The 24,608-nt window shown below is 59.8% G+C and carries 24 protein-coding genes; 18 read left to right on the forward strand and 6 right to left on the reverse strand.

What is annotated here, in order from left to right; all coding sequences use genetic code 11:
• Nucleotides 1–108: 108 nt before the first annotated feature.
• The 5 genes from ACR0K1_RS16315 to ACR0K1_RS16335 are packed head-to-tail and all read left to right on the forward strand — an operon-like array spanning nt 109 to nt 4,315.
• Nucleotides 109–1,440, forward strand: coding sequence for an NAD(P)/FAD-dependent oxidoreductase (locus ACR0K1_RS16315; protein WP_480612026.1), 1,332 nt, complete (start codon nt 109–111; stop codon nt 1,438–1,440).
• Nucleotides 1,394–1,939: a hypothetical protein gene (locus ACR0K1_RS16320; RefSeq protein ID WP_480612025.1), complete on the forward strand. Its 546-nt coding sequence runs from the start codon at nt 1,394–1,396 to the stop codon at nt 1,937–1,939. Before ACR0K1_RS16315 ends, ACR0K1_RS16320 begins: the two co-directional genes overlap by 47 nt.
• Nucleotides 1,939–3,162 (forward strand): MFS transporter, encoded by a 1,224-nt coding sequence (locus ACR0K1_RS16325; protein ID WP_480612024.1) that lies wholly within the window; start codon nt 1,939–1,941, stop codon nt 3,160–3,162. The genes ACR0K1_RS16320 and ACR0K1_RS16325 overlap by 1 nt, the downstream gene beginning before the upstream one ends.
• Complete coding sequence (locus ACR0K1_RS16330; protein WP_480612023.1) at nt 3,159–3,776, forward strand: DUF3833 domain-containing protein; 618 nt, start codon at nt 3,159–3,161, stop codon at nt 3,774–3,776. The genes ACR0K1_RS16325 and ACR0K1_RS16330 overlap by 4 nt, the downstream gene beginning before the upstream one ends.
• Nucleotides 3,773–4,315, forward strand: a complete 543-nt coding sequence (locus ACR0K1_RS16335; protein ID WP_480612022.1) for a DUF3833 domain-containing protein — start codon at nt 3,773–3,775, stop codon at nt 4,313–4,315. Before ACR0K1_RS16330 ends, ACR0K1_RS16335 begins: the two co-directional genes overlap by 4 nt.
• 24 nt (nt 4,316–4,339) lie before the next feature.
• On the opposite strand, the gene ACR0K1_RS16340 is transcribed toward ACR0K1_RS16335, so the two are convergent.
• Nucleotides 4,340–4,513, reverse strand: coding sequence for a hypothetical protein (locus tag ACR0K1_RS16340; protein WP_480612021.1), 174 nt, complete (start codon nt 4,511–4,513; stop codon nt 4,340–4,342).
• Nucleotides 4,514–4,636: 123 nt separating this feature from the next.
• The gene (locus tag ACR0K1_RS16345; RefSeq protein WP_480612020.1) at nt 4,637–4,846 is read right to left on the reverse strand and encodes a hypothetical protein; all 210 of its coding nucleotides are present in this window, start codon (nt 4,844–4,846) and stop codon (nt 4,637–4,639) included.
• A gap of 481 nt (nt 4,847–5,327) precedes the next feature.
• On the opposite strand from ACR0K1_RS16345, the gene ACR0K1_RS16350 reads away from it, so the two are divergent.
• Nucleotides 5,328–5,534 (forward strand): hypothetical protein, encoded by a 207-nt coding sequence (locus ACR0K1_RS16350; RefSeq protein ID WP_480612019.1) that lies wholly within the window; start codon nt 5,328–5,330, stop codon nt 5,532–5,534.
• A 499-nt stretch (nt 5,535–6,033) separates the two neighbouring features.
• On the opposite strand, the gene rtcR is transcribed toward ACR0K1_RS16350, so the two are convergent.
• On the reverse strand, nt 6,034–7,596 hold the full coding sequence (gene rtcR / locus ACR0K1_RS16355) for an RNA repair transcriptional activator RtcR (RefSeq protein WP_480612018.1): 1,563 nt from the start codon (nt 7,594–7,596) through the stop codon (nt 6,034–6,036).
• A gap of 173 nt (nt 7,597–7,769) precedes the next feature.
• Here rtcR and ACR0K1_RS16360 point away from each other — a divergent pair, with 173 nt between their 5' ends.
• From ACR0K1_RS16360 to ACR0K1_RS16415, 12 genes are all read left to right on the forward strand, one after another.
• Nucleotides 7,770–9,326, forward strand: coding sequence for an RNA-binding protein (locus ACR0K1_RS16360; protein WP_480851291.1), 1,557 nt, complete (start codon nt 7,770–7,772; stop codon nt 9,324–9,326).
• Nucleotides 9,327–10,022: 696 nt separating this feature from the next.
• Nucleotides 10,023–10,373 (forward strand): hypothetical protein, encoded by a 351-nt coding sequence (locus ACR0K1_RS16365; protein WP_480612016.1) that lies wholly within the window; start codon nt 10,023–10,025, stop codon nt 10,371–10,373.
• On the forward strand, nt 10,366–11,781 hold the full coding sequence (locus tag ACR0K1_RS16370; RefSeq protein WP_480612015.1) for an RtcB family protein: 1,416 nt from the start codon (nt 10,366–10,368) through the stop codon (nt 11,779–11,781). The genes ACR0K1_RS16365 and ACR0K1_RS16370 overlap by 8 nt, the downstream gene beginning before the upstream one ends.
• Before the next feature lie 502 nt (nt 11,782–12,283).
• Complete coding sequence (locus ACR0K1_RS16375) at nt 12,284–14,023, forward strand: ABC transporter substrate-binding protein (RefSeq protein ID WP_480612014.1); 1,740 nt, start codon at nt 12,284–12,286, stop codon at nt 14,021–14,023.
• Between the two features lie 81 nt (nt 14,024–14,104).
• The gene (locus tag ACR0K1_RS16380; protein WP_480612013.1) at nt 14,105–15,154 is read left to right on the forward strand and encodes an ABC transporter ATP-binding protein; all 1,050 of its coding nucleotides are present in this window, start codon (nt 14,105–14,107) and stop codon (nt 15,152–15,154) included.
• Nucleotide 15,155: 1 nt separating this feature from the next.
• Nucleotides 15,156–16,232, forward strand: a complete 1,077-nt coding sequence (locus ACR0K1_RS16385) for an ABC transporter ATP-binding protein (protein WP_480612012.1) — start codon at nt 15,156–15,158, stop codon at nt 16,230–16,232.
• Nucleotides 16,229–17,092, forward strand: coding sequence for a carbohydrate ABC transporter permease (locus ACR0K1_RS16390; protein ID WP_085807799.1), 864 nt, complete (start codon nt 16,229–16,231; stop codon nt 17,090–17,092). The genes ACR0K1_RS16385 and ACR0K1_RS16390 overlap by 4 nt, the downstream gene beginning before the upstream one ends.
• Nucleotides 17,089–17,886, forward strand: a complete 798-nt coding sequence (locus ACR0K1_RS16395) for a carbohydrate ABC transporter permease (protein WP_480612011.1) — start codon at nt 17,089–17,091, stop codon at nt 17,884–17,886. The genes ACR0K1_RS16390 and ACR0K1_RS16395 overlap by 4 nt, the downstream gene beginning before the upstream one ends.
• An 8-nt stretch (nt 17,887–17,894) precedes the next feature.
• Nucleotides 17,895–18,296 carry a DUF2160 domain-containing protein gene (locus tag ACR0K1_RS16400; RefSeq protein WP_480851292.1) on the forward strand — a complete coding sequence of 134 codons (402 nt, stop codon included), beginning with the start codon at nt 17,895–17,897 and terminating at the stop codon, nt 18,294–18,296.
• 66 nt (nt 18,297–18,362) lie between these two features.
• A complete protein-coding gene (locus ACR0K1_RS16405; RefSeq protein ID WP_480612009.1) occupies nt 18,363–18,758 on the forward strand; it encodes a BlaI/MecI/CopY family transcriptional regulator in 396 nt (131 codons plus the stop codon).
• Entirely contained in the window at nt 18,745–19,842 is a 1,098-nt protein-coding gene (locus ACR0K1_RS16410) for a M56 family metallopeptidase (RefSeq protein ID WP_480612008.1), read from the forward strand. The genes ACR0K1_RS16405 and ACR0K1_RS16410 overlap by 14 nt, the downstream gene beginning before the upstream one ends.
• 289 nt (nt 19,843–20,131) lie before the next feature.
• Entirely contained in the window at nt 20,132–21,052 is a 921-nt protein-coding gene (locus ACR0K1_RS16415; protein ID WP_480612007.1) for a LysR family transcriptional regulator, read from the forward strand.
• Here ACR0K1_RS16415 and ACR0K1_RS16420 read toward each other — a convergent pair.
• Genes ACR0K1_RS16420 through ACR0K1_RS16430 form a run of 3 tightly spaced genes read right to left on the reverse strand, consistent with a single transcriptional unit; the run spans nt 21,049 to nt 24,607 of the window.
• Nucleotides 21,049–23,466, reverse strand: coding sequence for a GcvT family protein (locus ACR0K1_RS16420; RefSeq protein ID WP_480851294.1), 2,418 nt, complete (start codon nt 23,464–23,466; stop codon nt 21,049–21,051). The genes ACR0K1_RS16415 and ACR0K1_RS16420 overlap by 4 nt on opposite strands.
• The gene (locus tag ACR0K1_RS16425) at nt 23,467–24,171 is read right to left on the reverse strand and encodes a maleate cis-trans isomerase family protein (RefSeq protein WP_480612005.1); all 705 of its coding nucleotides are present in this window, start codon (nt 24,169–24,171) and stop codon (nt 23,467–23,469) included. It abuts the gene before it with no gap.
• Nucleotides 24,164–24,607 carry an SRPBCC family protein gene (locus ACR0K1_RS16430; RefSeq protein WP_480851295.1) on the reverse strand — a complete coding sequence of 148 codons (444 nt, stop codon included), beginning with the start codon at nt 24,605–24,607 and terminating at the stop codon, nt 24,164–24,166. Before ACR0K1_RS16430 ends, ACR0K1_RS16425 begins: the two co-directional genes overlap by 8 nt.
• Nucleotide 24,608: the final 1 nt, after the last annotated feature.

Here is a 24,608-nt window from a genome sequence, read left to right on the forward strand (position 1 = left end):
TGACGCGAAGTCACAATATAGTGCAACGCCGAAAAACTTCTAATCCGATTGATCCACCGCCGCCTATCCTGCGTATCCTATTGTAAAATGTCACATAACGAGGCTGGAATGTTTGACGAAACCCGGGGCGTACGGAAGAAAATCGCAATAGTAGGTGCAGGCATTTCGGGTCTTTCCGCCGCGTATTACCTGTCAGAAGACCACGATATCACCCTGTTCGAGGCCGAACCCCGGCTGGGCGGCCATGCCCGCACCGTGATGGCGGGCAAGAACGGGGACCAGCCGGTCGATACCGGGTTCATCGTCTTCAACTACGCCACCTATCCTTATCTGACGACGCTGTTCGACGAGTTGAATGTGCCCGTGGTCAAGTCCGAGATGAGCTTTGGTGCCACCATCGACAATGGCCGCATCGAATACGGGCTGAACAACCTGCGCACGCTGACCGCGCAAAAGCGCAATCTGGCGCGCCCCGCCTATTACAAGATGATCGCCGACATCCTGCGGTTTTCCAAGGAAGCCCCAGACGCCGCGCGCGACGATGACACCACGATCGGTGAGCTGGTGGATCAGATGCGTCTGGGCCACTGGTTCCGCCACAACTACCTGATGCCCATGTGCGGCGCGATCTGGTCCACGCCGGTCGAGTTCGTGGATCAGTTCCCGGCCCGATCCTTGGTGCAGTTCTTCCGCAACCACGCGCTGCTGGCCTCGGGCCGCGCCAAGCAGCATCAATGGTGGACGGTCAAGGGCGGCAGCATCGAATATGTCCGCCGCATCGACGCCGCCCTGAGCGCCCGGGGCTGCGAAATCCGCCTTGGCGCGCCGGTCGATCACATCCGCCGTGACGATGCTGGCGTGACCCTTCACAGCCAGGGTCAGGCCGATCTGTATGATGAGGTCATTCTGGCCACCCATTCCGACCAGTCGCTGGCCATCCTGGGTGAGGCCGCAACGCCTGCGGAAAAATCCGCCCTTGGCGCGATCAAGTATCAGCCCAACACCGCCATCCTGCATTGCGACCCGAACCAGATGCCCCGGCGGCGCGCGTGCTGGTCCAGCTGGACCTATCGCTCGCAAGCCGGGAATGTGGGTGTGACCTACTGGATGAACCGGCTCCAGAACATACCCGACAGCGATCCGCTGTTTGTCACGCTGAACGCATCATCGGAAATTCCTCAGGATAGGGTCTTTGATCAGGTCGAATTCGCCCATCCGGTGTTCGACAAGGCGGCGCTGCGGGCGCAGGGGCATATCCGGGCGATGCAGGGGCAGAACCGGACCTGGTTTGCCGGGGCCTATAACCGGCACGGATTTCATGAAGACGGGATTACCAGCGCGATGCATGTCGTCGACCGGATCAAAGGCACCCCGCACACCATCGGAGCTGACAATGGCCGTTCTGAAACAGACCCGTCCATATCTGTTGCGGCGGAATAGCGGGTTTTTCCACGCCGCGCTGCTGTCGCTGGCGCTGCTGGTCCCCGGCGGAGTGGCGGCCTCGCCACTGTCCAACTGGCTGAGTAATCCCAAGCAGCTCGGCAGCTCGACCTTCCGCTTTCTGGGCCTGCCGGTCTATGACGCCAAGCTGTTCACCCCGAACGGCGCGGCTTTCAGCTGGGCCGAGGATTTCGGTCTGCAAATCACCTACCGCAAGAATATCTCGCAACAGACACTGGTGAACTCGACGCTGGACGAGATGGCGCGGCAGGGCAACCCTGCCCCAACGCAAGCCCAGCTTGAGGCCTGTTTTCGCTCCATCTCCAAGGGCGACACCTATCTGGCCATCTCGGAAGGACCGAACAAGGTCGGGTTCTGGCTGAACGGGGCTCAGACCTGCACCCTGACGAACACAGGCATCAAACGCTCGTTCATGTCGGTCTTTCTGGGCGACAACACTCGTTCTGCCAGCTTTACGCGGCAGTTGAAGGGGCAATGATGCTGTACCCGCGTGTCAGCCTCTATGCGCTGATGCTCGCTGCGGCGGGTATTCCGCTTTATATTCACCTGCCCCGGTTTGCGGCGGTGAATCTGGGGATCGGTCTGGGCGTGATCGGAACCGTCTTGCTGGTGATCCGGCTGGTGGATCTGGTGCAGGACCCGGCGATTGGCTGGGCGATTGACCGCTGGCCCGGTGCTCAGATGCTGTTCGCCGCATTGGCGGCCATCGGTCTGGCCATCGGGTTCCCCTTGTTGTTTTCCCTGCCCCAAGGGGCAAGCGTCGCGGCGCTGGTTGCCATTCTGGTGCTGCTGTTTTCGGCCTATAGCCTCGGGACGATCCTGCTTTATGGCCGCAGCGCCACGCTGGCGAAACATCCCGCCCCGAAAGAGCTGATGACACTGGCCGCCTATCGCGAAGGCGGGCAACTGACCGGTGTGATCATCGCGGCCAGCGCCCCCGCCCTGTTCGTGGCCTTTGGCGCGCAGGCGCAGGGCTATCCGGCCTTTGGACTGTTTCTGGGCCTGCTGGCGGTTCTGACCCTGGCCCTGACCCTGCCGATGTGGCGGCGCACGCCGATCACCGGGCATGGCCTGTCCTTTTCCGAACTCGGTCAGGCCGGGGCGCTGCGCCTGCTGGCGCTGGCGCTGGTCAACAGCCTGCCCGTGGCGATCACATCGACCCTGTTCCTGTTCTTTGTCGAAGACCGGCTGCAACTGCCCGGCAAGGCAGGCCCATTGCTGATCCTGTTCTTCCTCAGCGCCGGGGCCAGCGTGCCGCTCTGGGCGCGGCTGAGCAACCGGATTGGCCCGAAACAGACTCTGATCATCGCCATGCCGCTGTCGATTGCGGGCTTTATCGGCGCCGCCACCCTGTCTGCCGGAAACCTCGGCGGATTTGCTCTGATCTGTCTTGCGTCCGGAGCGGCGCTTGGGGCGGATATGGTGGTTCTGCCCGCCATGTTCTCGGTGGTGCTGACGCGCGCGGGGCTGAATGCCTCGGCCGCGTTTGGCATCTGGTCTTTTGCAGGCAAGCTGGGCCTTGCGCTGGCTGCCTTTTTCACTCTGCCGCTGCTGGAACGCAGCGGCTTCACACCCGGTCAAACCAATTCCGCGCAGGCGCTCGAGACGCTCAACCTGGCCTATGCGGTGCTGCCCTGCATCCTGAAACTCGGGGCGTTCGGAATGGTTCTGACCCTGCCGACAGAGGTCACACGCACATGAACACCATCGTCCTCCTTTTGCTCGCTGTCCTTGCTGCCCTCATCGCGCGCAGCCGCCTGCTGAGCTTTCGCGCCCAGTCGCCGGCGGATTACACCGGCACCGGGCCGGAGTTTTCGCTCAGCACCCATCTGAACGGGGATATCCTGTCCGAAGGGCTGATCTATGGCCCCAATGGCAAGGTGTCGAACAGTTTCGTGGCCCGCATGGTGGGCGAATGGGACGGCAACACAGGCACGCTGGCCGAATATTTCACCTATTCCAACGGCAAGCAGATGACCCGGAAATGGTATCTGACCATGGGGACCGGAAACATATTCACCGCCAAAGCGGACGATATCGTGGGTGAGGGCAAGGGCACGATTTCAGGCTCGACGGTCAAGCTGACCTACCGGATCGTCCTGCCCAAAGATGCGGGCGGACATGTTCTGGATGTCACCGACTGGATGTACCTGACCGAAAACGGCGCGATCATGAACCGGTCCGAGATGCGGAAATTCGGCATCAAGGTCGCCGAGCTGATCGCCACCATGCGCCCGGCACCCGTCCCCCAACCGGCGCATCTGAACGGCGCAAACGGCTATGATGCCGAGGCCGAGCCAAGGCCGCTGCAATGACGGTTTACCGGTCCCTGATAACCCTCCTGGCCATTGCCGGCCTTGCCCTCCTGGCAGCCTGTTCCGCCAAGCCGAAGGTTCCCAAATCCTTTCTGTCCGACCGGCAACTGAACCTGGAAGAGTTCTTTGAGGGTCAAACGGTCGCCTACGGCCAGTTTCAGGACGTCCTGGGCAATGTCCCGCGCCGCTTTACGGTCGAAATCGACGGCACATGGGACGGCGAAACTCTGACGCTGGTCGAGGATTTCGTCTATGACGACGGCGCCACCGAACAGCGTATCTGGACCCTGACCAAAACCGGCGATGACACCTGGACCGGCACCGCCCCCGGCGTTCTGGGCACGGCCACAGGGGTCGAGCGGGGCGATACCTTCAACTGGACATACAAGATCGACCTGCCGGTCAAGGACGGCACCATGCGGGTGAATTTCGACGACTGGATGTGGCTGCTGTCCGATGACCGCCTGCTGAACCGCGCCTATGTCTCGCGCTACGGGATCCGTCTGGGTGAGGTCATTCTGTTCTTTGAAAAGAAATAGACGGTCCTGCGCCACAAACTCAGGCTACCTAAATACAAACTCGTCAATCGCCAGCGGTGGGGTGCCCTCGGCTACCGCAGTGTCGGATTTCGGCGGATCGACCGGATCAGGCTGCCTTGGAAGCCCCAGACGCGCACGCTCAAGCTCGGCCCACAGGAAAAACAGGGCATCCCGTTTGCCCCTGAGGGGTTCGGGCACCGTTGTCCGCACAACGCGCGGCGATCTGAAGGGGCTCTGCTCGATCTTCGCCTCCGGTGGGTTTGCTCTTTTTTCGCACCCTATCAAACCTCGCAAAACTTAACAAATTGATTGAGCCGCGCGTTACTCGCCTTGCAATTGATTTGATTGCACTTTTCGCGCGCGCCGCACAGGCAGATCATTCTGCTTCTCATCCAGCACATTGCGAAACAGTATCGTCAGTTCCGATCTGCGGACCAGCGGGCGCCCGTCGGCGGGCGTGGGGTTATCCTGCGCCGTGCTGCGATCGGGTTTCGCACTGTCAAAGCGTTTCAGGATTGATTTGATTTGCATCTTCATAGTCCTTCAACGTCAGAGTTACGATTTTGCCGCTGCGGATCTGATCCGAACCCGTGGTAAGGGGCTCGAGGATCGAAAAACCGTGAGTGGTAATCCGCAGCGACAGCGCTCATCTAAGAGGTGGTTTCGCCAGCGTAAGGGGGAAGAAACCCGCCAAATACATCATATTTGACCGTGCGGTAAAAATTCCTGAGTGTATTCGGCATCCTAGGGATCAGCCTTAAAGTGTGAACGGTTTTTGGCGACGTAGCGTCACAACGAGACCATCGGCTGAGAGCCCCTGTTTTTCAGGCCGGATGGGGCCGTGCCATAGGGATATGCCTGCCGACCAACAGAGCTGTTTGCGCTCGGAAACATACGCAAACCCGGCCGGTCCGTTTTCTGGACAAGTCTTAATCTTTGTGACGGCTCACGCTCATCTGCGCATCCCATACTGATGTCATGACGTGTTCACCCGACGAACGGAGGTCCTGAAATGTCTTATGCAAACAGCGGCTCTGGCAGCTTTTTTAAAGGTCTGTTTTCGACGGCGGAAGAAAGACGGGCCCGACGCAAACGCAGGGCCGAAGAGCGGCGGAAACAGCGGGAAGCCGACCTTGAATCCGCAAAAGACCTGCGGGACAGTGGCTATTACGACGATCACCTGCCCGACGCCGTTTTCTATCGCCACTACTATTTCTGAGGCAAAGCGACCCGGCGTGAAGGATGCCTTAGCGGCAACGAAAATAGGGCGCGCCACCACCAGCGCGCCCCAGTCACAGGGAGGATAATGAAAATCCGCGCCCAAAAAACCGAACACAGGCGCAAACTAGGTAATGACTGTCATCATGCCATGTCTTGCCGGGCGGGTCAGTGATCCGGATCACATAACTCAAAACCTGCCGACGCTTTTCGCCGCGCGCAGTCCGGGTTGTCCCGCCAGTAGCTTTGGGCCGTGAAACACCCGCCGGACCACCGGCTTGGGCGAAAAAAACTTCACGCTACGGGAAACCCCCAATTTCGCAGGGATGAATTGGCCGGTAGGGTCTGGGTAACGGACCACTCAACTCAATCCGTTGCAACATGATAAGGGGCTGACAAACCTACCCCCTCACTCACGTCAGCCCCTCACATCATCCGATCAGTTCAGGAAAGGCGTGCGCTGGTCGTGACGACGAACCACGAGGAATGACGCTCAGCTTTTAGATCGCGCCCCATTCCAGCCCGAACTTACCCAAGTATTTCCTCAACCGATCCGCATCGTTCTGGGTTTTGCGTTTGCTGCGCGACACGGCGAACAAGGCCCGCCCGGCGGCACTGAGGCTTGCGGAACTGCGACAGACCCGGATCACTTCGGCCAATTGCACAAGATCAAACGGGTCCACGTCAGACACTGCTTCGCCCATCACATCTGCGACCAGCTTGAAGTCATCATCGGACTGGGCCGACTTCCAATCCGATTGGAGCGTCTCGATTTCAGATGCCACCATCGCCCTTGTAATGCGGCCCCTTGGCGCAAGCGTGCACAGCCTGCGGATCGACCCGGAAAAGTCGCGGAAGTTTCCCGGCCATTGGGTTGCAGGGTCCTTGGCAAAACCAAGATACTGTGCGCGCGCGTCGGTGTTGAAACCGACATGCGTGCCCAAATCCCGTTCGCAGCGATCCAGTTCATGCAGAAGATTTGCCTCGATATCCTCGCCGCGGTTGCGCAGCGCGGGCAAGGTGAAACTCCATGTGTTCAAGCGGGCCAACAGATCGGGGCGAAACTGTCCCGAGGCCGTCAAACTGCGCAGATCGCGGTTGGCACCGGCAATCAGGTGGAACCGGCTTGAGATCTCGTGGTCAGACCCCAAAGGATAAAACCGCCCGGTCTCGATCGCGTGCAGCAGAACCGACTGCATGTTGGGGTTCAGTTCGTCCACATCATCCAGAAACAGGACGCCGCCATCCGCTTCGCGCAGCAACCCGCTGCGCTCGGTCCCTGCCGCCCCAAGGTAGGAGCGGCGCTGGCCAAACAGCGTTGCCATGGCGTCTGGCCCGTTCAATGTCGCGCAGTTCACATGGACCAGACGCCCCTTTATGCGGCGCCGATCAAGTTTGAGGCCGTGAATGCGTTCTGCCAGTTCGGTCTTGCCCGTACCCGTTTCACCCAAAAGCAAGACGGGTTCGTCGGAATTGCTTGCGACCAATTCAATCCGGTCGATCAAGGCATTATAGGCCGGATTGCGCGTTTCGATCCCACCCTTCAGTTGGTCGCTGTATTCGCGTGACAATTGGTCGAACCGTTGCTGCAAGGCGTTGTAACGGCTGAGGTCCAGATCGATGATATCGAATTTCGGCCCGTCATCATTCGGGCCCGGTGGGCCAGTCTGGATCAGCCGGGCCGGAACATGTCTGCTTTCGGTCAGCAGGAACCAGCAGATCTGCGCCACATGGGTGCCTGTGGTCAGGTGGACGTGATATTGCTCGCGCTCTTCGTCGAACCCATAGGCGCGGGCAAAGTCGAACAGCTTCCCATAAACCTCCTGAAAATCCCACGGGTCGGACAGGTCCATTCGGTGCAGCAACACCTCGGTCTGGGGTGACAGTTCTTCGATCTCGCGTTTGACCTGATGGGCGAGGCGATTGAATTTGTGGTCGTGCAGCAGCTCAAGCCGGTCGACCTTGAAATGGTCATGAATGGTCAGACTGGGCGTGGGTTTCCAGCGCCGTTTCTTGCCCATATCCAGTTGCGTTCCGAGGAATCCGATGACGACGTTTTGCATGATCTATCTAGATTTATATTTCACGATCCAACTGTATCGTATTGCAGGGCATGAATTTCATCAATAGTGGAAAAATATAAAACAAATCATATACTTACGCCGACCTCAGGTTTTTCTCTGATCGCAGGCTTAACCATGGCAAAACATCCTCACAAACAAACGAGGACAAGGAAATGGCGAACAAATCCGTGTTTGCATCGATCAAAGGCCGGTTGCTGCCGAAGGCAACAGCGAAGAACGCCCATGGCGCGCCGGCCTACGCTTATTCCGATGCCCATGCTCTGGCTCAGGTCGCCGTGACCGGCACCTTCGGGGGCATGTTCTATCAGTCGCCGCAGGAGGAACTGGAATACGTTCTGGATGTGGCCGAAGCCGTCGTGCCGCACTTTCTGGCACAGGCGGCGATCTATGCCCGCCAGTCGGGATACATGAAGGATATGCCTGCGGTTCTGCTGGCCATTCTGGCCCGGCGTGATCCGGTCCTGTTCCGGGCGGCGTTCGCCCAGGTGGTCGATAACGGCAAGATGCTGCGCACGTTTGTGCAGGTCATCCGGTCGGGTCAGACAGGGCGCAAGTCTCTGGGGTCGGCACCGAAAGCGATGGTACAGAACTGGTTGAACACCGCGTCTGACCGGGCGCTGCTGAACGCCAATATCGGGAATGACCCGTCTTTGGCGGACGTGATCAGGATGGTGCACCCGAAACCGGCCTCGGCCGAGCGGGAGGCGTTGTTCGCCTGGATCGTCGGGCGGCCGTGCAATCTGGCACGGCTGCCACGGGCCCTGAGGGACTGGATCGCGTTTCGCGAGACCGGCAAGGGTCCGGTGCCGGATGTGCCGTTCCAGATGCTGACGCAGCTGGAGCTGTCGCCGGAACACTGGGCGCGGATCGCGCGTAAAAGTTCGTGGCAGATGGTGCGGCAGAACCTGAACACATTCCAGCGCCACGGCGTTTTCAACGTGGCCAGGAACGTGGATCATGTGGCGGCCTTGCTGCGCGACCCGCAGGCGATCGCCAGGGCACGTGCGTTTCCGTACCAGTTGATGGTGGCGGCACAGAACGTGACCGGCGATATGCCGCCTCAGATCGTGGACGCGCTGCACGATGCGATGGAAATCGCGGTGCAGAACGTGCCGAAGTTTGCGGGTCAGGTTGTCGTGTGCCCGGACGTTTCGGGTTCGATGACCTGGGCCGTGACCGGGTATCGCCCGGGGGCGACCTCGGTAGTGCGTCACGTGGATGTGGCGGCGCTGGTCGCAGCGTCCTTCCAGCGCGTGAACCGCGGATGTCAGGTGCTGCCGTTCGACTTCGACGTGCGTGATGTACGTCTGAGGCCGCGCGACACGATCCTGACCAATGCCGAGCGTCTGGCGGCCTTGGCCGGAGGCGGAACAAACTGTTCCGCACCGCTGGCCTGGCTGAACAATCGCGGCCGCGCGCCGGATCTGGTGGTGTTCGTGTCCGATAACCAATCCTGGGTGGATGCCCGGGTCGGTGGACAGGGCACGGCGATGTTGAAGGAATGGGAGGTGATCAAGCGTCGCAACCCGAAGGCCAGACTGGTCTGCATCGATATCGCCCCTTACGGGACCACGCAGGCGCAGACGCGTGAAGACGTGCTGAATGTCGGCGGGTTCTCGGATGCCGTCTTTGACCAGATCGCGGCTTTTGCCGCCGGTCAGACCGGACCGGATCACTGGGTCGGCGAGATCGAGAAAATCGAACTATGAAAACGGGTCAGGCGGAATGCCTGTGGGACTACAGCCTTGAACTCTGTCAGATTTCTCACAAACATCTTGTCCGCCTGACCCAAACAGACAATTCCCGGCGAATGCTGGTGGAACTACAGGTTAGAGCGCCGGTCGGCAGGCCGGAGGTCGCGGGTTCAACTCTCGCCGCGCGTTGCGCGTAGCTCAGTGAAGATGTTTCACCAACCCTTTGTCGCCGGGACCCGAACAACGTCAGGCAGAATGCCGGTGGGACTACATCGCTGTTAACGATCCGCGCCCGACAAAGGGCGCTGTCTCACCACTTCTTGTCTGCTTGACCCGAATTGAAAGGAAACTGTCTCGGCGAATGCCGGTGGAACTACAGATTGTTAATCTCCGTGTCGCGGGTTCGAATCCCGCTCGTCCCAGCCCCCTTGGGGGAGGGACGGTAGCTCAGTCAGGTAGAGCGGGCGTTTCACCCTGGTCGTGCTTTGCACGCAAACATGACCGCTTTGTCGTCGAGACCCAATCAGAAGGAATACCCCGGCGAATGCCGAAGGAACTACATGGCACACCAGGGACAGGTCGAGCGGGTTCAACTCCCCTCCGTGCCGGCGCCCAGACGGCAAACGCATCTGCCCATTCAGATGCGGGGCGGGCCTCCCAACTGTTTCTTCACCACTTGTCGTCGGGGCCTTGGATCGTTGAGATAGAGTGATGAAAGACTACCGAGAGTACCCACCACAGAACTTGGAATCAGACGTCGACTACGCCCGTCGGCTCGAAAATAGCGGCGCGGAAGAGATGTGGATTCGAAAAGCCTTAAGGTTCCATCGCCAGATGCCCTTGGAAGATATGGGCAATTTCTTCGAGGCGTTTTCCGAAGCTCGTTTGAAACACCTGCAACTGCTCATCAGTGTCCACCCTCAGCGAACCTACGAGTCTTTCGTCAAGAAGGTCTCCAAAAACCTTGGGATATCTGAGGAGCGCGCCGAGTTTTGGGTCAAGAAGTTTGAAGAGATGCAACCGAACAAGACTGATTTTTTGAACGGTAAAGTCAATGACTGAAGAAAACACATTCGACCCCGTAACCGGGGAACATCTGAAAGATTGGGGGCATCGTCCCGGCAAACAATTCCCGGCCCTGCTGGCGCGCGCGAATGATATGCGGGCAGAGGGGTTTGGTCTGGTGCGCATCCGGCAGGAACTGGAGGGCGAGATCCCTCCAATCCCGCCTACGCTGGACCTGCGCGCGCCCGCAGAGGTTGCGTTTCACGAGAACATTGACGCAGTGCATCCGGATGAAGAGGACAACGTCTCGAAGGTGCGCGAGACGATGACGGCGCTGATGCGGACACCGACCATTGAGGCCGGGGCGATCATGCCTGATGCCTGTCCGGCCGGGCCGGTAGGCACGATCCCGGTTGGTGGTGTGGCGGCGACACGGAATGCGATCCATCCGGGGATGCACTCGGCGGATATCTGTTGCTCGGTCATGATCACGGATCTGGGTCACGCTGACCCGAAAGCGGTGCTGGATGCGGCGCAATCCGTAACCCATTTCGGGCCGGGCGGGCGAGCGCAGGGCAAGCGGTTCACAACCTCGCTGAAACTGCTGGATGCGTTCCGCGAGAACCCGTTTCTGGACAACCCCAAGTCGCTGCGCATGGCGCAAGAACATATGGGGACGCAGGGCGACGGGAACCATTTCCTGTTTGTCGGGCGTTCGCGCAAAACCGGGCGGACGGCAATTGTGACCCACCATGGCTCGCGCGGGCCGGGGGCGGTTCTGTATAAGAACGGCATGGCTGTGGCCGAACGGTTCCGCAAGGAACTGTCGCCGCAGACATCCAAGCAGAATGCCTGGATTCCGGCGGACACCGAAGAGGGTCGCGATTACTGGGAGGCACTGCAACTGATCCGCAAATGGACCAAGGCCAACCACAACGCGATCCACCAGGCGACGGTCGAAGCCGCGCGTGTCGGCGATGTGGGTGAGCGGTTCTGGAACGAACATAACTTCGTCTTCAAACGGGGTGATCTGTTCTACCACGGCAAGGGCGCGACACCGGCCTGGGGAGACTATGCGGCGGACGCAACAGGTCTGACGCTGATCCCGCTGAACATGTCGGAACCGGTTCTGGTCGTGCGTGGAAAGGATGCGGGCCACGGTCTGGGCTTTAGCCCGCATGGGGCCGGCCGGAACTTTTCCCGCTCCGAGCACAAGCGCCGGATGGGGTCGGTCACGCCGGATGAGATGCTGAAGGCAGAAACCGAAGGTCTGGATATCCGGTTCCACGCCGGTGGGGTCGACGCATCCGAGCTGCCATCCAGCTACAAAAACGCGGACAGCGTTGTGGCGCAGATCAAGTCCTATGATCTGGCCGAGATCGAGGATTACATCGATCCCTACGGCTGCATCATGGCCGGAGATGTGCCGCCGTTCTGGAAAAACAAGAAGAAAGGTCGCCGGTAATTGCCGGCGACCCTGACGGCTTCCAGCTTAGCATCCTGATGATAGCCGTCCTGCAGTCTTGGCTGAGACCGACATGCAGGCGATCAAACCGAGCCGTAGCAGCATGATCTTGTAGCGGTTCCAGCGCGTATTGAAACGCGTGGGCGCTGACCCTGAATCACAGGAAGCGTCCATTTTCTGCGCTTGCGCACAGATGAGTTGAACATTGACGTCAGCCGAGACTCAGCCTTGCCGTCAACCCAATTCGCGCTTGCGCATTGGGTGCGGGGCAGCCTCAGGTCTCGGGGTTTGTTTGTGATAGCTTCATCATCTGCGGGCCATAATTGATCGAAAAATACTCCAACGCCCATCACTCATGGATCGCGAAAGGGGTTAGTTTTCAACGTGTTGGGTTGATTTCCTCTCTATTACTAAAAATTTAGTTTGACAGCGGCGCCGAATATCACCGATGCTGATTGCCATCCGGTCTGCACCGGATCACATAATCTTTGGGAGGAGACAGATGCGGAGACATCTACTTTCCGCCGTGGCGGCAGCGGCCGTCATTGCGGGGCACGGTCCTGCTTGGGCCGACGAAGCCGCAGCACAACGTTGGATCGACGACGAATTCCAGCCATCGACTTTGTCGAAGGACGAACAGTTGTCGGAAATGAAGTGGTTCATCGAAGCTGCACAACCGTATTCGGGCATGGAAATCAATGTCCTGTCCGAGGGTATCCCGACGCATTCCTATGAATCCGAGGTTCTGACCAAGGCGTTCGAGGAAATCACCGGCATCAAGGTCAACCACCAGATCCTCGGCGAAGGCGAAGTCGTTCAGGCCGTTCAGACCCAGCTGCAAACCGGGCGGAACCTCTATGACGGCTATGTTAACGACAGCGACCTGATTGGCACGCATTCGCGCCTGCAACTGGCCTATCCGCTGACCGACATGATGGAAGGCGACTGGGCGGCGACCACCTCGCCGACGCTGGATCTGGATGACTTCATGGGCATTCAGTTCACCACCGGCCCGGACGGCAAGTTGTATCAGCTGCCCGACCAGCAGTTTGCGAACCTTTACTGGTTCCGCAAGGACTGGTTCGATGACGAAGCCAACAAGGCCGCGTTCAAAGAAAAGTACGGCTACGATCTGGGTGTTCCGGTCAACTGGTCGGCATATGAAGACATCGCCGAATTTTTCACCAATGACGTGAAAGAGATCGACGGCGTAACGATCTATGGCCACATGGACTATGGCAAGCGTGCGCCTGATCTGGGCTGGCGCATGACGGACGCCTGGCTGTCGATGGCTGGCGCCGGTGACGTGGGCGAGCCGAACGGTGTTCCGGTCGATGAATGGGGCATCCGCATGGAAGCGGGCACCTGTAACCCAGTTGGCGCGTCCGTTTCGCGCGGTGGTGCTGCGAACGGCCCGGCTGCGGTCTATGCGATCCGCAAGTGGGATGAGTGGCTGCGGGCCTATGCGCCTCCGGGTGCCGCGTCTTACGACTTCTATCAGTCGCTGCCGGCGCTGAGCCAGGGCAACGTGGCCCAGCAGATCTTCTGGTACACCGCCTTTACCGCCGACATGGTGAAGCCGAAGTCCGAAGGCAACAACACCGTGGATGACGAAGGCACGCCGCTGTGGCGGATGGCGCCCAGCCCGCACGGCCCCTATTGGGAAGAAGGCCAGAAAGTTGGCTATCAGGACGTGGGGTCGTGGACCTTCCTGAAATCGACCCCTGCGGATCGTGCTCAGGCGGCCTGGCTCTATGCCCAGTTCGTGACGTCCAAGACTGTTGACGTGAAGAAGTCCCATGTGGGTCTGACCTTCATCCGCGACAGCTCGGTCAATCACGAGTCGTTCACCGAACGCGCACCCAAGCTGGGTGGTCTGGTCGAGTTCTACCGCTCGCCCGACCGTGTGGCCTGGTCGCCGACCGGCATCAACGTGCCGGACTATCCGAAGCTGGCCCAGATCTGGTGGCAGCAGATCGGCGACGTGAACTCGGGCGCATTCACCCCGCAAGAGGCGATGGACCGTCTGGCAGAAGAGATGGACATCACCATGGCCCGGATGCAGGCTGCGGATGAAAGCGCCGGTGTCTACGGTGGCTGTGGACCGCGTCTGAACGAGCCGCAGGATGCCGCCTTCTGGCTGGAAAAGCCGGGCTCGCCCAAGGCCAAGCTCGAGAACGAAAAGCCGCAGGGCCAGACCGTCAACTATGACGAACTGGTTCAGCGCTGGCAGTCTCAGTAAGCAAGCGAAACCGGGGGTGCCGTCTGCGGCATCCCCACCCCAAGGCCAGTGCGACGCACTGAAGGACCGGAACCCACGGACATGATCGAACTTCAAGACGCCACCAAACGGGTTGGCAATGTCATCCATATCAAGCCCACGAACCTGACGCTTGAGACCGGCCATTTCAACGTGCTGCTGGGCGCGACGGGATCTGGCAAGACCTCTCTGATCAAGATGATGGCGGGGCTGGACCCAATCGCCTCGGGCAAGGTCCTGATGGATGGGCAGGACGTCACGCGGCTGAACACGCAAAAGCGGCAGATCAGCCTGGTGCACCAGTTCTTTGTGAACTACCCGCATATGACCGTGTTCGACAACATCGCCTCGCCGCTGCGCGTGGCGGGCATGGCGAAATCCGAGATCGAAGGCCGCGTGGAAGAGGCCGCCGACCTGCTGCAACTGCGCCCGATGCTGCACCGCCGCCCGCATGAGTTGTCGGGCGGGCAGCAGCAGCGCACCGCGCTGGCCCGCGCGATTGCCAAGGAAAGCCGCGCGGTGTTTCTTGACGAGCCACTGGCGAACCTCGATTACAAGCTGCGCGAAGAACTGCGTGAACAGTTGCCCGACCTGTTCGCAGGGCGCGGGGCCGTGGTGGTCTATGCCACCTCGGAACCGGAAGAGGCGTTGCTGCTGGGCGGCTACACCGCGCTGATGGAAGATGGCCGCGTCACCCAATTCGGCCCCACCGCCGATATCTATCGCAACCCCGAAAACCTTGCCGCCGCGCGGGTGTTCTCGGACCCGCCTATCAATGTGGCACGCATCACCGTGTCCGGTGCGCAGGCGCAACTGGCCGGCGGCGGTGGCTGGAACGTCGCCGATATCGCCGATGGCGACTACATGGTCGCCGTGCGTCCGCACCGGGTGACCCCGTTCCGCTCTTCCGACGCCGATGTGGAACTGACCGGGCGTGTCATCGTGACCGAGCTTTCGGGCTCGGATTCCAGCGCGCATTTCCAGCACGGGGACGAAGCGTGGGTATCCCTGGCCTCGGGCGTCCACCCCTATCAGGTGGGCGAGGATCACAGTTTCTACATGAACCCGGCCCATTGCCGGTATTTCGGCCAAGACGGCAAAAGGATCGCCTGACATGGCACAGATCAAACTTGCAAACCTGCGACACAGCTATTTCCCCAATCCCAAGGGGCCACAGGATTACGCCCTGAAGGAAATCGACGTTACATGGCGCGATGGCGGGGCCTATGCGCTGCTGGGGCCGTCGGGCTGCGGCAAGTCCACGCTGCTGAACATCATCTCGGGTCTGCTGACCCCGTCCGAGGGGCAGATCCTGTTCGACGGTCAGGACGTGACCGCCCTGCCCCCCGATCAACGCAACATCGCGCAGGTGTTCCAGTTCCCGGTGATCTACGACACGATGACCGTGGGTGAAAATCTGGCCTTTCCGCTGAAAAACCGCGGGGTTGACCCGGCAACGATCAAACGTCGCGTCGACGAGATTGCCGAGATGCTGGACGTCACCGATATGCTGAACACCCGTGCCAGCGGCCTGAGCCCGGACAACAAGCAGAAAATCTCGATGGGGCGCGGGTTGGTGCGCGATGACGTGAACGCGGTGATGTTCGATGAGCCGCTTACGGTGATCGACCCACATCTGAAATGGAAGCTGCGGTCCAAGCTGAAAGAACTGCACCAGCGCGTCAAAGCGACGATGATATACGTGACCCACGACCAGACCGAGGCGCTGACCTTTGCGGATGAAGTGGTCGTGATGCAGGAGGGCGAGGTGGTGCAGATCGGCACCCCGGTTGAACTGTTCGAGCGTCCTCAGCACACATTTGTCGGCCATTTCATCGGCTCGCCCGGCATGAACGTGCTGCCCTGCGACGCCGAGGGCGACCGCGCCGTATTCGAAGGCCATGAGGTGATGCTGGAAGGCCCAACCCACGGCGACGGGGGCCGCACCGATCTTGGTATTCGCCCCGAATATGTCGGCTTTGGCGACACCGGCATTCCGGCGCATGTGACCAAGGTCTCGGACATTGGCCGCCACTATGTGGTCAGCGCCATGGTCGGCAACACGGCGCTGAAAGCGGTGACCGAACATGAGGTCCCCGAACCCGGCTCGCAGGTCTTCCTGAAATTCAAACCTGAACAATCCCGCGTCTACCGCGACGGCTGGATCGCAACCGAGGAGCGGGCGCAATGAGAACGGAAAACCAAAAGGCGTGGTTCTTTGTCCTGCCCGTACTGGCGCTGGTTGCGTTCAACGCGCTGGTGCCGATGATGACGGTGGTCAACTACTCGGTGCAGGAAACCTTTGGCAACAACCAGTTCTTCTGGGAGGGGCTGGGCTGGTTCGAACAGATCCTGCGCTCTGACCGGTTTCAGGCCGCGCTGGGGCGGCAGTTCCTGTTCACCTTCCTGATCCTGCTGATCGAGGTTCCGCTGGGCATCATCGTGGCGCTTTCCATGCCGCGCAAAGGGTTCTGGGTGCCGGTCTGTCTGGTGCTGATGGCCCTGCCGATGCTGATCCCGTGGAACGTGGTCGGCTCGATGTGGAACATCTTCACGCTGCCCAAGATCGGCCTGCTGGGCTATTTCCTGAATGACGTTCTGGGCATCAACTATGATATGACGCAACAGCCGCTGTCGGCTTGGATCACCGTTGTGGTCATGGATGTCTGGCACTGGACCTCGCTTGTGGTGCTGCTGTGCTATGCGGGCCTCGTGTCGATCCCGGACGCCTATTATCAGGCGGCCAAAATCGATGGCGCCAGCCCCTGGTCGGTGTTCCGCTACATCCAGCTGCCCAAGATGAAAACCGTCCTGACCATCGCCGTTCTGCTGCGCTTCATGGACAGTTTCAACATCTATACCGAACCCTTCGTTCTGACCGGCGGCGGTCCCGGCAACTCGACCACCCTGCTGTCGATCGACCTTGTGAAGATCGCACTGGGGCAGTTCGACCTTGGCCCTGCTGCGGCGATGAGCCTGATCTATTTCGCCATCACGCTGCTGGTCAGCTGGGTCTTCTATACACTGATGACAAAGGATGACGCGCAATGAAGAAGCGGTCCCTGATCCCGATCCTCTATATCGCGTTCCTGATGCTGCCGATCTATTGGCTGGTGGCGATGTCCTTCAAGACCACGAACGAGATCCTGTCGGGCTTTTCCCTGTTCCCCCAAACCTTCACGCTGGAGAATTACATCACCATCTTCACCGATCCGACATGGTACTGGGGCTATATCAACTCGATCATCTATGTGACGATCAACACGGTGCTGTCAGTCTGTGTCGCTCTGCCTGCGGCCTATGCGTTCTCGCGCTACCGGTTTCTGGGTGACAAGCAACTGTTCTTCTGGCTGCTGACCAACCGGATGGCCCCAGCGGCAGTGTTCGCGCTGCCGTTCTTCCAGCTCTATTCCTCGATCCACCTGTTCGACACCTATCTGGCCGTAGCGCTGGCGCATACGCTGTTCAACGTGCCGCTGGCGGTGTGGATTCTGGAAGGCTTCATGCGCGGTATCCCCAAGGAGCTGGACGAGACGGCTTATGTTGATGGCTATTCCTTCCCGCGCTTCTTCATAACAATCTTCCTGCCCAACATCAAAGCGGGCGTCGGCGTCGCCGCTTTCTTCTGCTTCATGTTCTCGTGGGTGGAAATGCTGCTGGCCAAGACCCTGACGGCGGTCGAGGCCAAACCCATCGCCGCCGTGATGACCCGCACCGCCTCCAGCGCGGGGTACGAGCTGGGCCTGCTGGCGGCAGCCGGGACGCTCACCATCATACCCGGTGCCATCGTCATCTGGTTTGTCCGCAACTACATCGCGCGCGGTTTCGCGATGGGCCGTGTGTGAGGTTCGATATGCGTAAACTTCTTCTCACCCTTCCCTTCCTGCCTTCGATGGCATTTGCCCAGCAAGCCGGGTGGGGCAATGTCGGCCAGCAGGAGGAAAAAGGATTCTCGTGGACCGCCCCCCTGTGGCCCGATTTCTGGATGGCCTGGACCCCGGCGACGCTGGCCGTATTCGTGGGCATCTTCTCGGCCATCGCTCTGATCGGGGTATTGGAGGGGTTCAAATTCCGCGACGGCCTCGAACGCCGCGGTGTGCTTGGCCTGACCACCACGTTGGGGGATCGGTTGTTCATAACGCTGCTGGGCTCGGCCTACATCTTCCTGGCCTGGCTTGGGCTGGTGGGCCAACCTGTCTGGACGCCCCTTCTTCTGTCCATCGGCTGGGGCGTTTTCGTCTTCTGGAAAGTTTAAGCTTTGCGAAACAGCGAAAGGATGCTTGTCTGTCAGGCATACTAAGAAATGGCGACACCGAGATCGATGCGAAAGAAAAAGACGACAAATCTGCTGACCGAAGTGGAACTTGAGTTCATGAACGAGCTCTGGGCGCTGGGTCGGGGTTCGGTCCGTGATGTCCTTGATCGCCTGCCACCTGATCGCAATCTGGCCTACACATCCGGCGCGACCATTCTGCGTATCCTTGATGAAAAAGGGTTCGTCGAAAGTGAGAAGAACGGCAAGTCGCTGATCTACAGACCCCTGCTGGAAAAGGACAGGTACCAGTCGCGGTCGCTGCAGAATCTGTCCCGGACCCTGTTTGACGACACGCCCGCAACGCTGGTTGCAAGGCTGGTCGACGATGCGGGGCTGACAGAAGATGATCTGGAGGAAATTCGAGCACTGGTAGAGAGGAGACTGCAAAATGACAGCGGTTAAACCGGTTCTCGATGCGTTTCTCGAGTTCAACGTTGTGCTTGGATTGTCAGCGCTGATCTGGCTGGCAATGCGCGGGGCCCTGGCGCTTACGCCCATGCGGTACGGCTTTGTTGCTCAGCTTCGTTCGCTCAAGATACTCTGCATCTGCGTTCTGCTCAGCCCGGTTCTGGCAATGGGTGTCACTGGTTTTGTCAGTCAGCTGTGGCCGGGACGCGTTGTCGCGCTGGGAGATCTCGCCGTGGCGGCCTATCTGCGCGGCGAAATCGCCATGCCGGCTGCGCAGTTCGAAACCCTTCTGAACACGCGCGAACGCTGGGTCGATCATGTCCTGTCAGGCAATTCTGTCTTGGTGACTTGCGCGTTGGTTGCGCTGGCGCTGGTGGCGGCTGTTCTGGCACTTCGGGTTGTCCGCAATGCACTTGCAATTCGCAAGGCTGTTCGGTCCAGCTTTCTTTGGCGGCAGTCGGCCAAGGTGGACATTCGTCTGTCAGATCGCGTAACCGTGCCATTTGCGGTGCGCGGCCTTCGTCGCCGGCACGTCGTTTTGCCCAGCCATCTGCTGAACTCGCCACGCGATTTGCGCTTTGCTCTGGCACATGAATTCCAGCACATCCGCGCGCTGGACGTGGAATGGGAACTGGGATTCGAGCTTCTGCGCCCGCTGCTGTTCTGGAACCCGGCCTATCTGGCCATGAAGCATCAGTTTGACCGGCTTCGCGAATTGGCCTGCGATCAGTCCGTCGTCTCGCGCAAGGGGATTGACGCTACCGACTATACCACCTGCTTGCTGGATTACTGCACCCGGTCGGTCAAGCTGAAAAGCCCTCGTATTCTTCATGTGGCCCTGGTTAACGGACCGAAAGCAAAGCATGCTTTGCGTCAGCGCGTCATTGCCCTGACCGATGCACCCGTGACGACAAGCCAGCTGTCAGCGCTTTTCCTTGGGTTGACGCTTTCGCTGGTTGTTGTGCTTGCGATTGGTTCGGCCTCGGTGCGTCAGACCCAGGATTGGAGCCATGATCGTCTGATGCTTTCGACAGTTGTAAATCTGGAACGGCTGGAAGCGCGCAATCAAGGGAATTGACAGACCGCAATGAACGCCCGCCTTGGGTTGGAGAGGTGGGCTTGCGCGGACTGCGAGCAGGTTTCATCGCAGATTCCGTGCTATGACGCTGTTCGCCGTTGCAGATGCTTGATGGGCACCAGTTGACAAAACCGCCATTCGCGCCATACCGCGCAGCGCTCTGAGATTTCGGTGGTTTTATCAGGCCAATGCGGTCTCTGCCGCCTCTTACAACAAAAGTATCGACTTGACCTGAGATGAATGGCAATAAAGAAAGTCTCCTGTTTATGTGAATTTCTCTCAGGTTGGCATGGCAGACGGTCCGTTTCTCGATTTGCGTCATCTGAAGATGATCCGTGCGATTGCCGAGTACGGGCGTGTCAATGATGCGGCCGAGGCCTTGGGTGTTACCTCGTCCGCCCTGTCGCATCGCATTAAAGAGGCCGAGCGACGGTTGGATCTGGTTCTGTTCACGCGGATACATAAACGTCTGCGCATGACCCCGGCGGCGGAATACCTTGCCGAGGTCGCGGATCGCGTCCTGTCGGATTTGGACCGCGCGGAACGCGATGTGCGGCGGATGGACCGCGGTGTGGAACATGTCGTGCGCATCGCGGTCGAAGCCTACAGCGCATACCATTGGTTGCCCAATTTCAGCCGCTACCTGCACACCCATTTGCCCGGGATCGAACTGCAGGTCATGACGAGCGTGACGCGCGAACCTGTCGCTGCGCTTACAAATCGGGGGGCCGACATTGTTGTGACCTCAGGCGAGGCAAATCTCATCGGGACACATCGAATTCCGCTGTTCCGGGACGAACTGCTGTTCATTTTTGCGCCGGATCATCCCCTTGCCGCAAAGACCTATGTCGAAGGCAGCGACATCGAAGGCGAAGACTTCATCACCTACACGTTGACGCCCGAGCCGGATCGCGAGTTTGCCCGGCTGTTCCGCCCCTCGGGAAGGTATCCGCGCTGGACCACAACGGTTGAGATGCCAGCGGCCATCATCGAATTGGTGGCCGCCGGTCAGGGCAGCAGTGTGCTTGCCGGCTGGGCCGTGCGCCCGGCCATCCAAGCAGGACGCATTGTCGGAGTGCGCGTCGGCAAGGACGGGATAGAGGTGCCCTGGGGTGCCTTGATCCGTTCCGAGGACAAAGGCGCAGGCCCCATTCTGGACGTTGCGCAAGCCCTTGCGCGGTGGTCCTCGGAAAACGGTGGGTTCGGCTAGGACCGCAGTCTTTCATTCGTAGGGTCATAAACATGATGGGAATGGCGTATCGCCGTGCGTAACTCTCCGAAAGCCTGCACCGAACAGGTTTCCCCCATTCCAAGCGCGCCATTTTCCACATAGCCAAGCGCCAACAGCTTTCCCGTTCGATATCCCATCGAAACCGATGTCAGATATCCGATCACCCGGCCCCCTTGGATGATCGGGTCGGATGGCAGGGGTTCCGGCCCGGGATCGGTGATCTCCAGCCCAACAAAGGCCCATGCAGCTTCTTTCGCAGCCTGTTCTTCAACCGCTTTCTGGCCGGTAAATGCTGGCTTCGACATATTCGCGAATTTAGAAAGACCAGCATCGAACAGCGTGTACTCGACACCAAAGTCGGCACCCCAACCATGATACCCTTTCTCGATGCGCATCGCATTGAGCGCGTAAGACCCGAAATTACAGATGCCAAGCGGGGAACCCGCAGTCCAGATCGCATCGTAGAGGGCGACCAGATCTGAAGTGGCGACATGAAGCTCCCACCCCAATTCCCCGACATAGCTGACCCGCAGAGCCGTGACCGGGATGCCGGCGATTTCGATCTCGGCCAGGCTCATCCACGGGGCGCTGGCCGCGCTCAGGTCGGCGGCGGTGAGGCCCTGCAAAAGATCACGGGATTTTGGGCCCATCACCAAAAGCGCACCGTCCCGAGCGTATCCCTTGGTCAGCCGAACATCGGCATCGCCACAGGCGTCGGCAATCCAGTCGTAGTCGCGATCGACAGCCAGAGTCGGCCCGCACAGCAGAAATCTGTCTTCGGCCAGCCGGGCAATTGTAGCCTCGGACCAGATACGCCCCTTGGGTGTCAGCATATAGGACAGACGCACTCGTCCGACCGACGGCAGCGTTCCGCAGACCACTGTGTCGAGCACCTTGGCCGCGTCGCGCCCTTCCAGAGTGAATTTGGTGAAGCCGCCATGGTCCATGATCCCGACGTGGTCGCGGACGGTTTCGCATTCGGCCCGCACGGCATCCTGCCAAGGTTCGTGACCGAAACTCAAAGCATCTGGATCGTTCGTCTGGCCGTGATCGAACCAGAACGCACGTTCCCAGCCGCCGATCTGCCCCATGATCGCACCTTGCGCGACCAGACGCGCATAAAGCGGCGTTTGCTTCAGCGGACGCCCGGACTCCATAAGCCGGTGAGGGTAAGGGATCGCATATTGCAGGTCATAATGCTCGGACGCGCGGGCTGCGGCGTAGTCCTGCGTGGCCCAGGATCCGAAGCGGCGGGGATCCCAGGCGGACAGGTCCCATTCGGTTTCGCCTGTCGTCAGCCATTCAGCGATGGCTTTGCCGATGGCGGCGGAATGCGTGATGCCAATTTGAACGCCTGTCGCGTGATAGAAATTTCGAACCCCCGCGGCGGGCCCGACAAGCGGAAGCGCGTCGGGCGCATAGGGGATCGGGCCATTCACGAACCGCTGGGCACCCGCTTCGGCAAGCAGCGGCACATGCGAAGAGGCGGCCTCGAACACGGCCATCATCCCGTCGATGTCATCCGGGAAAAGCTGGTGGTCAAAATCCTGAGGCACCCCGTTTTGCCAGACCGGGCGACCTTCATGGGCGTAGGACCCAAGCAACAGGGCGTTGCGCTCGCGCCTGAGGTAAAAGCGGATGTCGGGGTCGCGGATCAAAGGAAATGTGGCCGTGTCCTTTTCCAAAGCAGCCAGTGGCGATGTCACCATGTACTGGTGTTCGAGCGTGACGACCGGCACCTGCAAACCCGCCATGACCGCGATCCGTCCGCCGTTTGAACCGGCTGCATTGATTACGCTTTCTGCAACGATTATGCCGGTCGGCGTTTCAACCTCCCATTCCCCGGACGCGCGCTGACGCAAACCTGTGACAGGTGTGAAGCGGCGTATTTCTGCGCCCAGGTCGCGGGCGTGTTTCGCCAACGCCTGGGTCAACTGGCTGGGGTCGATATCGCCTTCGTAGGGATCAAGAATTCCGCCGCGGACGGTATCGTCCGCCTTCCAGTAGGGATGCATCTGTTCGATCTCGGACGGGGTCAGCATCGACAGCTCAAACCCGGCTGATCGGGACACTCCGCACAGATGGTGGAACAGTTGCATACGGTCGGGTGTATGCGCGGGCCAGATGGCGGACGTGTGGCGATAGGTGATCGGCGCGGCTGGGTCTTTGGCCAACTCTTTGTACAGCCGCCAGGCATAGTTTCCGGCGCGCATGCCCAGCCACGAGTTTGCATAGGTGGGAATATTCCCGGCCGCGTGCCAGGTCGACCCTGCGGTCAGTTCGTTCTTTTCCAGAAGAACGGTATCGGTGATGCCCGCCTTGGCGAGATGATACAGAATGGCGGCACCGACCGCGCCACCGCCGATGACAACAACCTGCGCATGGCTTTGCATTCAGTGTGACTCCAGCAGTTTTCCGAAACCTTTGATCGGATCGTTGATCCCGATCGCGCGCAGCGTTCGCCAGTAGACAGCCGCATTGCAGGCCACGATTGGCTTGCCGTGAACCTCTTCCAACTCGCCAATCAGTGCCACCACAGGCAATGCGGTCCCAACCTGAAGAATGACGTCGCAATCCGAGGCCGCGACTGCCGCAAAGACGGCCCGGATGTCGTCCAACGAGGTTTCACAAATCGCCGGAAGCGACGGCGCTTCGGTGCCCTTGACTGCGACCACATCGAAGCCTGCGCTTTCCGTGTTTGCCTTCACAACAGCGTCGATTTCCGCATTGAACGGCGTGACAATACCAACCCGCTTAGCCCCCAGTCGGCGCAATCCCTCATAGTCTGCCTGCGAGGCGCCGATCACCGGTACGTCAACCTGCTTGGATATGTCTTCGCACCGTGCCTTAAGCTTATCCGGGCCGCCGGGCCCGGCATCCGTTGTCAGACCGATGGCAATGGCCGAAGGCGCGCAGTCCATCAATTTGGCCGCCTCGTCGGGCAAGTCTTCCGACACCGCATCGCCGCCCAAGCGAAAGCGCTGCATCTGATTGGTCACACCGGATGGTCGCAGCAATTCCAATTCGGGCTGGACGACGGTGTTCATGGCGGGTGTCATGACGCCGATTACGGCGCGGGGGGCAAGGGTATCAGCCATTTTCTGTCTCCTTCAGGAATTGGTTCAGCCCGTTCATGCCGCCGATATAGATCGCATCACCGACGACCTGCTCCAATTCAGCGGCGTCGCTTGCCGCACATTCAAAGCGGCTTTGCCATATCCCCAAAGTCTGACCTGTATGGGTGATTGGAAGGAATCGGTGCGTTGCCACGTATCCGGTCACGGGCAGCGGGCTTTCGAGGATGTCATAGGTGTAGAAATGATCGGTATCCGAATGCGCCAGCAAGGTTTCCCGGAACACCGTGCCATCGGCGATATCCAGCTGTCGGACTGTGCCGGTGGCGGTCGGTGATCCGTTTTCCAGACTGGCCCCCACCACGCCCGGGTTCCAGTGCACCACACCGTCAAAGGCGCGAACCGTCGCCCAGACTGTGTTGATGTCGGCATCGATGATCATACTTCTGAAAACATGCATG

The sequence above is a fragment of the Ruegeria sp. F5 genome, from assembly GCF_056533845.1.

Bases quoted from the DNA above. Each gene is read 5' to 3' on its own strand.
- ACR0K1_RS16370 (WP_480612015.1), top strand. From the start codon at position 10,366: ATGACTGAAGAAAACACATTCGACCCCGTAACCGGGGAACATCTGAAA.
- ACR0K1_RS16430 (WP_480851295.1), bottom strand. From the start codon at position 24,607: ATGCATGTTTTCAGAAGTATGATCATCGATGCCGACATCAACACAGTC.
- ACR0K1_RS16385 (WP_480612012.1), top strand. From the start codon at position 15,156: ATGGCACAGATCAAACTTGCAAACCTGCGACACAGCTATTTCCCCAAT.
- ACR0K1_RS16410 (WP_480612008.1), top strand. From the start codon at position 18,745: ATGACAGCGGTTAAACCGGTTCTCGATGCGTTTCTCGAGTTCAACGTT.
- rtcR (WP_480612018.1), bottom strand. From the start codon at position 7,596: ATGCAAAACGTCGTCATCGGATTCCTCGGAACGCAACTGGATATGGGC.
- ACR0K1_RS16425 (WP_480612005.1), bottom strand. From the start codon at position 24,171: ATGGCTGATACCCTTGCCCCCCGCGCCGTAATCGGCGTCATGACACCC.
- ACR0K1_RS16330 (WP_480612023.1), top strand. From the start codon at position 3,159: ATGAACACCATCGTCCTCCTTTTGCTCGCTGTCCTTGCTGCCCTCATC.
- ACR0K1_RS16380 (WP_480612013.1), top strand. From the start codon at position 14,105: ATGATCGAACTTCAAGACGCCACCAAACGGGTTGGCAATGTCATCCAT.
- ACR0K1_RS16415 (WP_480612007.1), top strand. From the start codon at position 20,132: ATGGCAGACGGTCCGTTTCTCGATTTGCGTCATCTGAAGATGATCCGT.
- ACR0K1_RS16345 (WP_480612020.1), bottom strand. From the start codon at position 4,846: ATGCAAATCAAATCAATCCTGAAACGCTTTGACAGTGCGAAACCCGAT.
- ACR0K1_RS16400 (WP_480851292.1), top strand. From the start codon at position 17,895: ATGCGTAAACTTCTTCTCACCCTTCCCTTCCTGCCTTCGATGGCATTT.
- ACR0K1_RS16325 (WP_480612024.1), top strand. From the start codon at position 1,939: ATGCTGTACCCGCGTGTCAGCCTCTATGCGCTGATGCTCGCTGCGGCG.
- ACR0K1_RS16350 (WP_480612019.1), top strand. From the start codon at position 5,328: ATGTCTTATGCAAACAGCGGCTCTGGCAGCTTTTTTAAAGGTCTGTTT.
- ACR0K1_RS16335 (WP_480612022.1), top strand. From the start codon at position 3,773: ATGACGGTTTACCGGTCCCTGATAACCCTCCTGGCCATTGCCGGCCTT.
- ACR0K1_RS16360 (WP_480851291.1), top strand. From the start codon at position 7,770: ATGGCGAACAAATCCGTGTTTGCATCGATCAAAGGCCGGTTGCTGCCG.
- ACR0K1_RS16375 (WP_480612014.1), top strand. From the start codon at position 12,284: ATGCGGAGACATCTACTTTCCGCCGTGGCGGCAGCGGCCGTCATTGCG.
- ACR0K1_RS16365 (WP_480612016.1), top strand. From the start codon at position 10,023: ATGAAAGACTACCGAGAGTACCCACCACAGAACTTGGAATCAGACGTC.
- ACR0K1_RS16395 (WP_480612011.1), top strand. From the start codon at position 17,089: ATGAAGAAGCGGTCCCTGATCCCGATCCTCTATATCGCGTTCCTGATG.
- ACR0K1_RS16320 (WP_480612025.1), top strand. From the start codon at position 1,394: ATGGCCGTTCTGAAACAGACCCGTCCATATCTGTTGCGGCGGAATAGC.
- ACR0K1_RS16390 (WP_085807799.1), top strand. From the start codon at position 16,229: ATGAGAACGGAAAACCAAAAGGCGTGGTTCTTTGTCCTGCCCGTACTG.
- ACR0K1_RS16405 (WP_480612009.1), top strand. From the start codon at position 18,363: ATGCGAAAGAAAAAGACGACAAATCTGCTGACCGAAGTGGAACTTGAG.
- ACR0K1_RS16315 (WP_480612026.1), top strand. From the start codon at position 109: ATGTTTGACGAAACCCGGGGCGTACGGAAGAAAATCGCAATAGTAGGT.
- ACR0K1_RS16420 (WP_480851294.1), bottom strand. From the start codon at position 23,466: ATGCAAAGCCATGCGCAGGTTGTTGTCATCGGCGGTGGCGCGGTCGGT.